Annotated in this window: 11 protein-coding genes; 2 read left to right on the top strand and 9 right to left on the bottom strand. The window is 64.5% G+C overall.

What is annotated here, in order from left to right:
- Positions 1 to 43: 43 nt before the first annotated feature.
- The 8 genes from B5J99_RS02375 to B5J99_RS02410 all read right to left on the bottom strand — a co-directional run bounded on the left by B5J99_RS02375 (position 44) and on the right by B5J99_RS02410 (position 10,939).
- Entirely contained in the window at positions 44 to 832 is a 789-nt protein-coding gene (locus B5J99_RS02375; RefSeq protein WP_117351352.1) for a Gldg family protein, read from the bottom strand.
- Positions 829 to 1,143 (bottom strand): hypothetical protein, encoded by a 315-nt coding sequence (locus tag B5J99_RS02380; protein ID WP_156317958.1) that lies wholly within the window; start codon positions 1,141 to 1,143, stop codon positions 829 to 831. Before B5J99_RS02380 ends, B5J99_RS02375 begins: the two co-directional genes overlap by 4 nt.
- Positions 1,144 to 1,212: 69 nt before the next feature.
- Positions 1,213 to 2,202, bottom strand: coding sequence for a cysteine synthase A (locus tag B5J99_RS02385; protein ID WP_117351353.1), 990 nt, complete (start codon positions 2,200 to 2,202; stop codon positions 1,213 to 1,215).
- Positions 2,203 to 2,313: 111 nt separating this feature from the next.
- Positions 2,314 to 4,488: a M3 family metallopeptidase gene (locus B5J99_RS02390; protein WP_117353323.1), complete on the bottom strand. Its 2,175-nt coding sequence runs from the start codon at positions 4,486 to 4,488 to the stop codon at positions 2,314 to 2,316.
- A 155-nt stretch (positions 4,489 to 4,643) separates the two neighbouring features.
- A complete protein-coding gene (locus B5J99_RS02395; protein WP_054134039.1) occupies positions 4,644 to 5,492 on the bottom strand; it encodes a phosphodiesterase in 849 nt (282 codons plus the stop codon).
- 26 nt (positions 5,493 to 5,518) lie between these two features.
- Complete coding sequence (locus B5J99_RS02400; RefSeq protein ID WP_117351354.1) at positions 5,519 to 7,408, bottom strand: cytochrome c3 family protein; 1,890 nt, start codon at positions 7,406 to 7,408, stop codon at positions 5,519 to 5,521.
- Between the two features lie 60 nt (positions 7,409 to 7,468).
- Positions 7,469 to 8,380, bottom strand: coding sequence for a hypothetical protein (locus tag B5J99_RS02405; RefSeq protein ID WP_054134037.1), 912 nt, complete (start codon positions 8,378 to 8,380; stop codon positions 7,469 to 7,471).
- Positions 8,381 to 8,383: 3 nt separating this feature from the next.
- A complete protein-coding gene (locus tag B5J99_RS02410; RefSeq protein WP_054134036.1) occupies positions 8,384 to 10,939 on the bottom strand; it encodes a cyclic nucleotide-binding domain-containing protein in 2,556 nt (851 codons plus the stop codon).
- A 267-nt stretch (positions 10,940 to 11,206) separates the two neighbouring features.
- Between B5J99_RS02410 and B5J99_RS02415 the strand changes: the two genes are divergently transcribed.
- Positions 11,207 to 12,223 carry a tetratricopeptide repeat protein gene (locus B5J99_RS02415; protein WP_054134035.1) on the top strand — a complete coding sequence of 339 codons (1,017 nt, stop codon included), beginning with the start codon at positions 11,207 to 11,209 and terminating at the stop codon, positions 12,221 to 12,223.
- A 233-nt stretch (positions 12,224 to 12,456) separates the two neighbouring features.
- Complete coding sequence (locus tag B5J99_RS02420) at positions 12,457 to 13,209, top strand: helix-turn-helix transcriptional regulator (protein WP_082382160.1); 753 nt, start codon at positions 12,457 to 12,459, stop codon at positions 13,207 to 13,209.
- A 34-nt stretch (positions 13,210 to 13,243) separates the two neighbouring features.
- Here B5J99_RS02420 and B5J99_RS02425 read toward each other — a convergent pair whose 3' ends face one another.
- On the bottom strand, positions 13,244 to 14,002 hold the full coding sequence (locus B5J99_RS02425; RefSeq protein WP_162892419.1) for a helix-turn-helix domain-containing protein: 759 nt from the start codon (positions 14,000 to 14,002) through the stop codon (positions 13,244 to 13,246).
- Positions 14,003 to 14,100: the final 98 nt, after the last annotated feature.

Raw genomic sequence — 14,100 nt, forward strand, 5'->3', positions numbered from 1 at the left:
ACTTCAATTTCGGGACGAGCCGAAGGTACCGCAGACCGGCTTGTCATGACGTGTCCTTGGCCAACACCTCGCTGATCAGCCCGGCAACGAAGCGACGGTTGAAAACTCCCGACTCGGCAGAATTGCTGATCATGCGAGGATCGAGCAGGTCGGCATCGGCAACCAGTATCGCCCGCCCCTCGCCCGGCCGGCACCGCGCGACATGACCCTGCGCATCGATGCGGCAGGCGGCGTCCCCAATTTTCCCCGGCAAAACCTCAAAAATCCCCGGATGCACCAGAACGGCCCCAGAGGGCTGCAACCGAACCGATTCGGTTTCGGGGTCGACGAGGCCAAGCCCCCAGTGTCTGAGCAGCGGCGAGATCAGGCTGGTGCGCTGCGGCCCCAGCGGATCGGCAAGGCCCTGGCCACCGGGCCATTCCAGCAGCGGATCGGCAAACAGCAACAGCCTGCCACCCCCGCGGACATAGCCATCGAGCGCCACCAGCGCTTCGGGCGGCAGGGCGCGCGGCTGCACCAGCACGACGAGGTCCGCCTTTTCCAGCGTCTGGTCGTCCAGCGCATCGGCGACCACCAGATCGTGCGCGGATTTGAGGGCATCGTGCAGCGGGTGCGGCCTGCTCTGCCCGGCGAGCATGGCCTGCATGTCGACGCCATCGCCATGGACAAGCGGCAGGCTGCTCATCAGCACGACCCGCATCCTGGGCGCATCGGGAACGAGCGCCGCCGTTCGTTCGGCGGTGCGCGGATTGTCGGCATCGCCGCCCGGGGCTGCCGAACAGCCGCTCGCAACCGCAAGCACTGCGGATGCAGCGAGCGCGCGAGCGATCACGGCTGGGGTGCGGGCGCGGTGCCGGACTGGGGATTGGGCTGCAATTCGCCGACCACCGGGGTCTGGCCGCCGACGCTGTGCTGCGCGCCCTCTGCGGGCAGATCGGGGACCACGCCCAGATCGACCAAGGGTTCGCTGGCGGCGGGCGCCTGCACCACGGGCGGTGCGGCCGATTCAAGCGTGCCCGGCGGGGTCGCGGCGACATCCTCGACGGCAACCTCGCCGCCTGCACGCTGGAGCAGCATGTCGGCGAGCGCGACCATCACCAGCACCGCGAAGATTCCGGCAATGCCGATCTGCAGGCGGTGCATGATGGGGTTGCCCCCCGGGGTACGTGCAATGTTGCGGGCTTTTTCAGCGACCATGCGGGGCAATATAGGTCAATCCGCGAGCCAGGGGAAGACCGGCAATTCCTTGGCGCGCAGCCACTCGGGATTATACAGCGTCGACAGATAGCGAAAGCCGGTGTCGCACAGGATCGTGACGACACGCGATCCGGGCCCGAGCGTCCGCCCAAGTTCCACCGCGCCTGCGACATTGATCCCCGACGACAGCCCCAGGCACAGCCCCTCTTCCTTAAGCAGCCGCTGCACCCAGTACAGCCCAACCTCGTCCGAAATGCGGAACTGGGTGTCGATCGGCGCATCTTCAAGGTTGCCAGTGATGCGGCCCTGGCCGATGCCTTCTGCGACCGAAGAACCTTCGGCCTTGAGCTCGCCGTTGGCGTAGTAATTGAACAGCGCCGCGCCGTGCGGATCGGTGAGCGCGATGGTCACCTTCTCGTCCTTGGCCTTGAGCCCCATGCCGACGCCCGCGATCGTGCCGCCGGTGCCCGCCGCGCAGGTGAAACCGTCGATGCGACCTTCCATCTGCGCCCAGATTTCTTCTGCCGTTCCCTCGATATGCGCGCGGCGGTTGGCGATATTGTCGAACTGCTGCGCCCACACCGCGCCCGGCGTTTCCTCGGCCAGACGGCGCGAGGTGTGGACGAAATGGCCGGGGTTGGAATAGGGCGCGGCCGGCACCAGAACCAGCTCGGCTCCCAAAGCGCGCAAGGTGTCCATCTTTTCCTTGGACTGGGTCTCGGGCATGACGATGATCGTCTTATAGCCCTTGGCGTTGGCCACCAGCGCAATGCCGATGCCGGTGTTGCCCGCCGTCCCTTCGACGATCGTGCCGCCGGGCAGCAATGTTCCGCGCTCTTCTGCATCGCGCACGATGTACAGCGCGGCGCGGTCCTTTACCGAAGCGCCGGGATTGGCATATTCGCATTTGCCGAAAATGTCGCAGCCTGCGGCCTCGCTGGGGCCGGCAAGACGGACGAGCGGGGTGTTGCCGATCAGGTCGAGGGTGGTGGCTGTGGTGGTCATGTCGGGGTAGATAGGCCCGCGTCCGCGCAGCGGCAAGCCAGTTGCTGCACAGGTGCGCTGCAAGGGGTCCGGCATGCCGCTCGGCGCCGGACCCCTCGCTTCAGCGCAAGGTCAGTTGCGATCCGCCGCCACGGGGGCAGATGCCGCAGCGGTGGTGACCGGGAAACCGCGCCGCTTGAGCAGCGCGTTGACGTCCGGATCACGGCCACGGAAGGCACGATACGCCTCGACCCGCTCGGTCTCGTTGCCGGTCGACAGCAGGGTCTTGCGGAAGCGGTCCGCGATCTTGCGGTTCCACACATCGCCCGATTCCTCGAACGCCGCCCAGGTATCGGCATCCATCGTCTCGGACCACAGATAGCTGTAATAGCCTGCCGAATAGCTGTCCGACGAGAACAGGTGGCCGAACTGCGGCAGGCGGTGCCGCATCACCAGTTCCGACGGCATGCCGATTTCGTCCAGCGTCGCCTTTTCGAACGCGCGCGGATCGGCGACCGGATCGGTGCGGAAGTGCAGCTTCATGTCGACGATCGCCGATGCCAGATACTCGACCGTGGAAAAGCCCTGGTTGAAGGTCTCGCTGGCGTTGATCTTCTTGACCAGTTCGGCCGGGATCGCCTTGCCGGTCTTGTAGTGCGTGGCATAGTTCTCGAGGATATACGGCGTCAGCAGCCAGTTCTCGTTGACCTGGCTGGGATACTCTACGAAATCACGCGGGGTGCCCCGCAGGCCCGGATATTCGATGTCGGTGAGCAGCGAATGCAGCGCATGTCCGAATTCGTGGAACAGCGTCGATGCATCGTCGAGGCTGATCAGCGCAGGCTCGCCCGACGCCGGCTTGACGAAGTTGTTGTTGTTCGATGCGAGCACGTTGCGGTCCCCGCCCAGCCGCTGCTGCGCGCGGTACGATGTCGCCCAGGCACCCGAACGCTTGCCGGTACGGGCATAGGCATCCATGTAGAACAGCCCGACATTTTCACCGGTCAGCTTGTTGGTGACCACATAGGTGGTGACATCGGGGTGGAATACCGGAACCTCGCCGGTGTTTTCCTTGAACTCCAGATCATACAATTTGCCCGCGGCATCGAACATGCCCTGGATCATCTTGGTCAGCTGGAAGTAGGGCTTGATCTCGTTCTGGTCGAGATCGTACTTCGCCTTGCGGACCTTCTCCGAGTAGAAGCGATAGTCCCAGGGCTCGATCTTGAGGCCGGCGCCTTCGGCATCAGCCACCGCCTGCATGTCGGCGACCTCCTGCTTCACCCGGGCGACCGCAGCGGGCCAGACCTTCATCATCAGGTCCATCGCGCGCGCCGGATCCTTGGCCATGGTATCGTCCATCCGCAGATGCGCGTGCGTCTTGAAGCCGAGCAATTCGGCGCGCTGCTGGCGCAGCTTGAGGATCTGCGCGATCGTCGCGTTGGTATCGTTGGCGTCGTTGTTGTCACCGCGCATGACGTAGGAGCGGTACACCTTCTCGCGCAGCGCACGGTTGGTGGCGTTCTCGAGCACCGGCTGCATCACCGAGCGGGTGTTGACCAGCACCCAGCCATCGACCTTGCGCTCTTGCGCCGCGGACTTGAGCGAGGCGACGAAACTGTCGGGCAGCCCGGCAAGCTCGGCCTGATCGGTGACCACGAGGTACTTTTCCTCATCCGCCTGCAGCTTTTCGTTGAAGGTGGAATAGAGTCCGGCAAGCTGGCCGTTGACCGTGATCAGCTGGGCCTTGGCGGCATCGTCGAGCAGCGCGCCACCACGCACCAGACCGTCATAATCGCGCTCGACCAGCCGCTTCTGCTGGGCGTTGAGGCCCAGCGTTTCGCGGCGATCATAGACCGACTTGATACGCCCCAGGATACGCGGGTCGAGCGTCAGCTGGTTGTAGAACTTGCTGATCTTGGGCGCCCATTCGGCCTGCATCGCGCGGACCTGCTTGTCGGCGAGGTTGCTGGTATAGACGCCCCACATCGCGAACACCCGGTCCATCTTTTCGCCGGTCATCTCGAGTGCGAGGTTGGTGTTCTGGAAGCTGGGCTCGGCGCTGTCGGTCGCAATTGCTTCGAACTCGGCCTTCAACTCGTCCATCGCCGCCTGGATCGCCATCGGAAACGCTTCGGTGCTGACCTTGTCCCAGGGCGGAACGCCTTCGTACGGCCCGGTCCAATCCTGATAGATAAGCTTGGCCTGCGCGTCCGCCGAAGCGGGCGCCGCCTGCTGCGCCATCGCGGGAGCTGCCACACCCATTGCAAGTGCCGATACTGCCATCAGCAGAACTGTCTTCACCATGTCGTTCCCTTTGTTCCTGGCCGCGCCGCAGCCGATCCGGGCCGCGCGGGTTTGGTCGCAAGGGGCAGACGCAAGCCTTGCGCGCCCCATGCCGATGGAGCGTGTTGGCATGTCCGATAGTGAAATGCCAGCGGCAGGCGACCAGCCGCGTGCGACTAGACCGGGCGCTCAGCCAGCAGGCTGCGCACCAGCGGCTGCATCTTCTCGTCATAGCGCGCGAGCATCACATGATCGTCGGCAGTCTCGTAATGCGTGATCAGCTCGCGCCCGTTCCACCAGTGCAGCGCAAAGGCGGGCGGGTCGGCGATGATCATGTTGCGGCCATCGGGCGTGTCGGGGTCGATCGGGGCCAGCTCGAGCGCCACCTGCGGCGCGCTCGACGGGCAGATCGCGACCGGAAAGCCGCTCCAGCTGCTGACGATCGCGCGGTGGACATGGCCGCACACCATGCCGATGATGTTGGAGTGCCCCGCAAAGCAGCTGCGCAGCCGCTCTACCCAGGGCTCTTCGGGATGGGTGTTCATCCATTCGATCCCCACCTCGATCGGCGGGTGGTGCTGGACGATCAGTGTCGGGCGGTCGGTCTGTTCGGCGAGCCGATCGCGCAGCCAGCCTGCGCGCACCTCGCAATAGGCACCGCCATGGCGCCCTTCTTCAAGCGTATCGAGCACCAGCAGGCGGATCGGGCCGGCCTCGACCTCATATTGCACGAAGCCGTCAACCATCGGCACATCGGGGAACTGCGCGGCGAAGGTGTCGCGCTGGTCATGGTTGCCCAGGCACATGTGCACCGGAAACGGGCAGACCGAGAGCGCGTTCTTGAGCCTGCGATAGCTGTCCTCGTCGCCGCGGTCGATCAGATCGCCGGTGGCCAGCAGCATGTCGGGCTGCGGATCGAGATCGCACAGCATCCCGATGACCTGATCCAGCCGCTTGCGATTGAACTCGGCAGGATTGTCCGGATCGAAGCCCAGATGGATATCGGTGATCTGGGCAATCAGCATTCGGCGTGAAGGTCCTCGGGCCTGGGTTAATTGGGCATCATGCGCGATTGTCGGAGACGGGCGCTGACCGCTGCGGGATGCGCCAGTGCCGCCGTGATCTCTGGCCGCTTTTTCTTCTTGTCTTGCTCGCGAAGCAGCCATGGGGCCCCCTTGTCGGCGTGGTAATCGTGGCACATTGCACAGGTGGATTCGACAGGTTTCTTGACCTTGATCAGCGACTCGCCGGTTTCACCCACGTGGCAGGTGCGGCAATCCTTGATCCCCGGCAGCAGCAGGTCCGACGCCTGGCTCGATTTTTCGGCAAGGTGGCAGCTGGTGCACTCTTCCTTGTCGTGCGCATCGTGCGTGAACCAGCCCTTGTTGAGATAGCGGCTGGTCTGCGCGACCGGTGCGATCCGGTAGTCCATCCCGCCCGAAGAGGACGGCGGCACCACGACATGGCAGTCATAGCACGCGCCGCCGCGGCTGAAGACCTGGCGGATCGCCTGATCGGCACGGCCACCGCGGAAGTTGACCGCCCGCGCATAATCGGCGGCGGTGCGCCTGGAATTGACGACGCCTGGCCGCTGGCGCGCCAGGCTGCCGAGGTTGATCGGCCGGGTCGGCGCAGTCGAACGATAGAAGGCGCGCAGATCGGCCTTGACCTGCTCGGGCTGGCCATGGCGCAGCGTGCGGAAGGTGTTGCCGATCTTGTCGAAGGCCAGGCTGTGGCACATCGCACAGCTCTTCTCCATGTCCACGGCTACAAAGCCGACATTGTTCTTGTCCGCCTCATGGCAATCGGAGCATTCGAGTGCATCGCCAAAGCCATATTTGCCCGCCAGTCGCCGCCCCATCTGGGCAACGCCGCCGGTCTTGTTCAGGTGCATGTCGTGCGGGAATTTCAGGCCGTTGTTCTCGCGCGGCTTGCGGTCGAGCGAGATGCGCTTGCGCGGCGCCTTGGCATCGTCGCCGACGAGCGGACGCAACAGCACCGCAGGCTGGAACTGCGGATGCGCGGTGCCGAAATCGGCGGCGTTATCGAGCTTGGTGTTGGTCAAGCGCGTGTCCATCCCGTCGTGGCATTCAGCACAGAATCGCTGCTGAGTGGGCTGCATAGCACCTGCCCCCTCATGCTCGGTGTGACATTCGACACAGCGTCCTGCAGGTTTGTTGAAACTGGCCGCAACGAATCGGGTGAAGGCGGCAAATCCGGTGGGGTCGCCGCGCGCGGTGAGCTGCCGCGTCATCGGCGCATGCGGCCCTGCGTCCTTTTCGTGGCAGGTCATGCAGGCATTGTCTCGGACGGACACAAAGGCATCGACATGGCACGACTGGCAGTCGTCCTTGAGCGTCTTGTGCGCGAGGCTGAGCTTGCCCGATGACCACAGGCCGTCGGCGTGGAAGCCATCGGGGCGCGATACCTTTTCCTTGTACGCCAGGTCCTTGTAGCTCGACCAGGTGTAGATCGGCCAGGCAAGGCAGGCGATCAGGATCAGCAGCGCGAAGCCCCAGGCGCTCATCCTTTTGCCCGGCAGCAGCCCCTTGAGCGAATAGATCGCGCTCTCGTCCTTGTCCTCGGCGCTGTCCGATACCGCCTCGACCCTGCGGATGGTGAGCGTGATCGCATCGCCTTCCACGCCTACCGCGATGATGTGGCCGCCAAAGCGCAACTCCGCGCCGCGCGCGATATCGATTGTCGCACTTTCGACGCTACGGCCATCGACATCGAACGGCTGCTGCGACTGGGCGGTGACCAACAGATCGCCGCCGCGCCGTTCCATGCGCGCGTGTACCGGGTTCACCGCCAGATCGGGCAGGTGGACGCCGTTGCTGGCGTTGCGACCGATGAAGATCTCGCCGCCTTCGACCTCGGTCTGGCGGACAATCTCGCTGCCGTCTGCCTTCAAGGCAACCTGGCGGACGATAAACATCATTCAACTGCCCCCAAAACCGTCACAAACCCGCCCGCCAGGCCCCTGCCCCGGACCTTTCGATCACCAATAGAAAAACACGCTGAAAATATGCGCCGACAGCGCGGCGAGCAGCGCAAAGGTCATCGGCACATGCACGAACAGCCATACCTGCAGCATCGACTTGATCTGAAGGTGCTTGCGCAGCCGTGCCAGCGTCGATTCCTTGCGCTGCAAGAGCCCGTCGACCTTGTCGAGCGGGTCGTCGCCCATCCTGGGCTGATAGGCGCGCATCCGGCGCAGTTCGGCGATCGCCGCGCGGGTCTCGCAGCCGCCATAGCTGTTGCCGATGCGCTGGAAGAAATTGCCGTCGAACGGATCCTGCTCAAGCGAGGCCTGCACCAGCGCCGCCTGCGCGGGATCGAGCGGCTGGGCTGCATCGTGCAACTGCCGGTCGAGCGATCGCAACTGCTCGATCATCATCCGCTCGGTCACCGCGCCGTCGTTGTCAGCGCGGTTGTTCGACAGATTGTCGGGCAGCGTCGCGTAGAAATAGATGCCGACGATGCCCGAAATGATCACGATCATCATCAGCGACCATGCCAGCGTGTGCACGTTCCAGCCAAGCTGGAAGCCGGTGTGCAGCGTTCCAATGACGATCAGGCTCAAGCCCAGATACACATGCGCGCTGGTCCAGGCTTTCAGCGACCATCCCCCCGGCGTGATCGCGCGCTTGCGCAAGCCAAGGCAGGTCAGCCAGAGGATCAGCAACGCCCCGATGGTGCCGAGCGTGTACCCATACCAGGACCCGCCATTGTGGCGCGGCTGCACATCGACCAGGAAATAGCTCACAAGGCATGTGATGCTGAGCACCGTGGCGATCTTCATCCAGCGGAAGTTGCGATGCCGCAGAAAGCCATCGTGCATCGAATTGCGCTGGCGACCGGTGGTTTTCTTGCGCACCACAGGCGCGGCGGGTTGGGCCTGGCTAGCCATGGTTCAGGCCTCCTCCTGCTCGAGCCGGGCGACGGTCAGGAACTCGTCTGGCGCGACGCGGATCGCCGCGCCCGTCGGGCAGGCACGCACGCAGCTTGGCCCCCCTTCGATGCCGGCGCACATGTCGCACTTGATCGCCTTTTTGGGCTTTTCGACGCCGGGATCGCTGTTGGCATACGCCCATTTCTTGCTCGGTTCGCCAGGCCCGGGGCCAAAGCCGAAGAACAGCCACGACAGCAGGCTGGGCTTCTTGGGCGGCACCTTGTCCATGCGGATCACGCCATAAGGGCAGTTGCGCTGGCAGTTGCCGCAGCCGATGCAGGTGTCGTTGATATAGACCTCGCCATCGGGTCCGCGGTTGATCGCGTTGGGCGGGCAATCGGCCATGCAGTGCGGGTGTTCGCAGTGGCGGCAGCTGGTCGGAACATGCAGGTGGGCGTAGGAGCGCCCCGCCTCGCGATCGAGCCGCGAGAGCCCGTCATGGCTGTCGGCGCATGCCTTTTCGCAATTGTCGCAGCCGACGCACAGCGTCTCGTCGATCAGCAGCACGTCGGTCGCCTCGCCGATGCCGTTTTCGACAAGGAAGTTGGCGACGCCCGAATACATGTCGACCACGCCCGAGAAGCTGTCCTTTTTCGCCTCGATGAACGCGTTGATATCCTGGCGGCTGGCCATGTCGCGCTTGGCGCGCTTGAGCAGTTCGGGATGCGCCTCGAGCACCTTCTTGAACGCATCGCCATCGATCTGGATGACCTCGGACTTGATCGCCGCCTTGACCGTCGCGGTGCGCCTGCCCCCCGCGATCAGCGCCATTTCGCCGACATACGAACCTGCGGGAAGGTACGACAGGAACACCGGCTTGCCGCCGATTTCCTTCTCGACGATCATCGATCCGACGCGGATCACATAGATCTCGTTGCCCTCGTCGCCTTCCTTGAGGATCGCCTCGCCGGGCTTGATCTGGCGGATCTTGCTGGTCTGCACCACCTCGGCGATATCGTCGGGCTTGAGGCCCGATCCGAACATCTGCAACAGCAGCCGCTCGGTCGAGATGCGCTCGATCGCCTTCTTGGCGGTGGGCACCTGGCTTTGCAGCTTGAGCGCCGCGTTGCGCGATATCTCGACGCAGATCGTGTCCTCGGCGGCGATCACGGTCGCGCCGCGACGGCGCCCCGAGATCAGCCCCACCTCGCCAAAGATCGATCCCTGCCCGATCGGCACGGTCTTCGATGTGTCGTTGGGGTCGATCTGCACCGCGACCGAGCCTTGCGCGATCGCGAACAGTGATGATCCAGGCGCAGCGCGTTCGAAGATCACGTCGCCCTTGCGATAGAATTTGGCATCGGAATCGAGCATGAACTCGCGCATCTGCAGCGGGTTCATGCCGTTGAGGATCGTCACGTTCTCGCGCAGAAGGTCGAGCCATTCGGCCACCGACTTGCGGCCCGGAAGGTCGCGGAACTTGGCTTCGAGGATTGGCTCGTCGGCGGGTTTCAGCTCGGTGTTGCCGTTGATGAACTCGATGACGTCATAGCCCTGGTTCATGCAATGCTTGATCAGCGGATAGCCTGCCAGCGCGCCGATGACGAAGATTCCCGGTGCAGTCGATTCGAACACCGGCGACAATTGCGGGAAGGCAAGGCGGTCGGCGCTGGTGAACGCGATGCCGCACTCCTCGATGAACGCGCGCGGCGGGGCGGAGCCAATACGCGCGATGATCCGGTCGCAGCGCACCCGTTCCTCGCCGTCGCGGGTGCTGAAGGTGATCCAGCCCGGTTCGACACTGGCGGTGTCGGTCTCGAACCGGATGTTGAGCTTGCCGGCATTGCGATCGCCCAGCAGCGCCAGCGCATTGGCCTCCTTGGCGGTCGGGAAGCTCTCCTTGGGGCTGGGTGCCTCGGGGCCGCGGCTGACGATGGTGACGACATTGCCCTGCGCCGAATCCTCGGCAAGACCGCGCGCATTCTCAATCCCCGCATCGCCCGCGCCGATCACGACGATGTGCTCGTCGACATATTCGGTGGGATCGTCGAGCTGATACTGCACATGCGGCAGATCGCCGCCCGGGCATCGCATGCGATTGGGATTGCCCTGGGTGCCGATAGCGAACACGACGTTTTCCGCCATGATTGTCTCGCCGTTGGTCAGCACGATCTCATAGGGAGGGGCGTAGCGCTGGATTTCCTTCTTGGTGATCGATCCATCGCGGCCGCGCTGTTCGATGACATGCACGCTGCCCTCGATCGCAGGCCCGGTTCCTCGGATCGCCTTGGCCTCAGCGTTGAACTTGACGTTGACGCCCAGTTCCCTGGTGCGCGCGTTCCACTTTTCCAGGATCGCCTCGCGCTTGCCCGCCTCGAACTCCTGGTCGGAGCGCAGCACCAGCTGCGATGGCGTCGCCATCACGTGCTTGCCCTTCTGGTATTTGTAGATCGTATCAGAGAGGTGATCGGTCTTTTCGAGCAGGATGTGGCTCATCCCGAGGCTCGCGGCGCGTCCGGCAGCGCTCTTGCCCGCCGGGCCTGACCCGATGATCGCAACGCGGAAAATCTCGCTCACAGGTTCGCGTCCCCCATTTGCGGACGCGCGAGCGTCCACGCTTGCATGGCTGAGGCAGACCAGCCCGACATTGCACCGCCCGATATCTCCCCGATCGGTACGGCGAACGCCAGAATGCTCCGCAGCCGCAAGAACTTGCCCAAAATTCGGTTGCGAACCCTATGGCCATATTTCTAGCAAAGAATGTGATCTTTACCACTTAGAAATTGGAAATTGTGGCCGATCGGCTAGCATGATGGCCTGACACGCGGACAAAGAGACACCCTGATGACCGAGAGCACCCAGCAAACCCCGGCCCCGCTGCCTGCACAGGCTGCTGCGGTGGAAGGCCCGCAAGGCGGATTCGGCGCGGCGCGCATCGCTTTGCTGTGCGCGGCGCTGATCGCGGCGGGTGCGGTGGGCTACAAGCTCTATACCGATCAGGCTCCAAGTGCCGCAGCGCCGACAGCGCCGGTCGGGGCCAATGGCGAGCCCGCCTCGGTCGACGAGGTGATCGCCGGGCTGGAAGCGCGGCTGCAGGACAATCCCGGTGATGCCGAGGGCTGGCGGATGCTGGGCTGGAGCTATTTCGAGACCGGGCGCTTTGCCGAATCCGCCACGGCCATGCGCCGCGCGATCCAGCTCGCACCGGGCAATTCGGAATATCATTCGATGCTGGGCGAAGCGCTGGTGATGGCGAGCAAGGACGAGGCGATCAGCCCGGATGCCCGAGCCGCGTTCAAGCGCGCGGTCGAGATCGACCCCAAGGATGCGCGCGCGCGCTATTTCCTCGCCGCGGCCAAGGACATCGATGGCAAGCATGCCGAGGCGATCGAGGACTGGTTCGGCCTGCTCGCCGAAACCCCCGCCGATGCGCCTTATGCCAAGGACATTCGCGACGTGATCCGCAACGTCGGCAAGGAGCGCGGCATCGAGGTGGAAAAGCGGCTCGCATCGGCGAAGTTCGCGCCCGCCAGCGGCGGGTTCCGGACCGATGGCGCGCAGGCCGCCACCGCCGGCATCCCCGGCCCCAGCCCCGACCAGATGGCTGCTGCCGCCGCGCTGCCCCAGGGCCAGCAGGACATGATGGTCGCGCAGATGGTCGATGGCCTTGCCGACCGGCTCAAGCGCGAGCCGGGTGACACCGATGGCTGGATCATGCTGCTGCGCAGCCGGATGCAGCTGGGCGAGACCGGCAAGGCGCAGACCGCGCTGCGCGACGCGACCGCAGCGTTGAAGAACAAGGCGGCCGATCAGCGCCGCGTGCGCGAGGCGGCAGCCGCGCTGGGCGTTCCGGGCGCCTGAGCCTCCCCGGCTACCCCTGGCACCCCCCTTAACCCCGGCCACACCCGGGAGATGACTCCGTTCCGGACCAATGTAACCGTATAATCATTGCCTGTTGAGCAGCGAGCAAATAGTTTGCTCTCAATGGTTTGCAAACCATTGACCATTCTGCCGGCGGGGCCCTCGCGCCTTCGCCACACCCATCATTTTATCGCCGAACCCATCACTTTATCGAAGGTGCGCCGGAACAGTCTATGCCGGATATGGATCATGTCGAGCACGCCTGGGGGGCGATCGAGTCAGCTTCCACGCTGGATGATGTGCTGCGGGTGACCGTGGAACACGCGCGCACGCTGGGCTTCGGATATGCGGCCATCGCGCGTCATGTCCATGTTCAGTCCGGGCTGATGCGGCCCGACGTGCTGAGCAACTATCCCCAGGCGTGGAAGGACCTGTTCAACCGCCGCGACTATGGCCTGTCGAGCCCGATCCTGGCCGCCTGCCAGCGCCGGGGGGGCGCGATCCGCTGGACCGACCTCGAATCGATTATCCCGCTCACCCGCATCCAGCGCGAATATCTGGAAGAATCGCGCAAGCTGGGGCTGGCTTCGGGCTGCACCGTGGCGAGCCACATGCCCGACATGCCCACGGTGTCCGCCCATTTCGTGATCCCCGACAATGGCCCGCTGCCCGCTCGCCTGTTCATGGTGGCGATCCTGCTGGGCACGGCGGCCGGTCAGCAGGCGCGCAGCCTGTGGCAATCGCACCATCCCGACGCCGCAGCTGACCTCGCCGAGAGGTTGTCCCCGCGCCAGGTCGACTGCATCAAGCTGGTCGCGCGTGGCATGACCAGCTGGGAAATCGCCAGCGTACTGGGGATATCCGACCAGACCGTGAGCGAATATCTCACCGACGCCCGCCGCCGCCTCGCCGTCGCCAACCGCGCGCAGCTGGTGCTCAAGGCGCTCAAACAGGGCTATTTCACGCTGGACGACGTGACCGACTGAGGCGCACGTGGCTTTGTGAGCGCCTGCCTGTCGCTCATCGACCCGACGGGGTTTGCAGGGGGCCGTGATCGATGGTGGCAAGATAGGCGGCGACCTCTCCCGCCGAAAGGTGGAAGCTCCGCCGCGTCTCGCGGCTGAAATGCGCGCTGTCGGCAAAGCCGGCACTGTACGCCGCCTGAGTGAGATTGGTGGCATCGCCAGTGACATGGTTTATCCAGGCGAACCGCTGACGACGCACGCGTTGCCAGGCCTTGGGCGCCAGACCGGTAGCGGCGAGGAAGCGGCGCTGCAGCTGGCGCGGGCTGAGCCCCAATGCGGCTGCGACCGCAGCCACCGGACGTCCCGCGTCCATGGCCTCGGCGGCAGCAGCGATGACGGCATCCGGTGGCGACAAATCACCGATCCGCGCCTCGAGCGCGGCGGTGAGGCCTTCCAGCCCCCGCTCAAAGGCTGCAAAGGCCCAGTGGCTCTGCGGCAGCGATTGCATGGTGCCGGCGATCTGGAGCGGGGCGATGCCGATCAGCGTCAGTGATGCCCCGGGGCGCAGCCGCGCGCCGACCACCGTCATCCCCTGGACAAGCTGCACCGTCTGCGCGATCTCCGCGGCGCCGACCAGTTCGACGCCAACCAGCCTGCCGCTCCAGAAGCTCGCTGCCAGCGAGACGGATCCGTCGGGCACGATGGTGTGGACAATCCGGTCAGGGTCTGACGGATCGAGCGAAAATTGCCAAAAGGCCTCGACAAAGGGGGCCAGCAGTGGATCGGGCGAAAATTCCTCGTAGCGCACAGGCATGTCCGATTTGATCAAGTCTGCAGCATAATGCCTTCCTATTCTTGGCGTCAAACACGGGTATTGGCGACGGAGCAGAAAAATGATTACGATCAAACACC

It is taken from the genome of Blastomonas fulva (genome assembly GCF_003431825.1).
GTDB classification, from domain to species: Bacteria; Pseudomonadota; Alphaproteobacteria; order Sphingomonadales; family Sphingomonadaceae; genus Blastomonas; species Blastomonas fulva.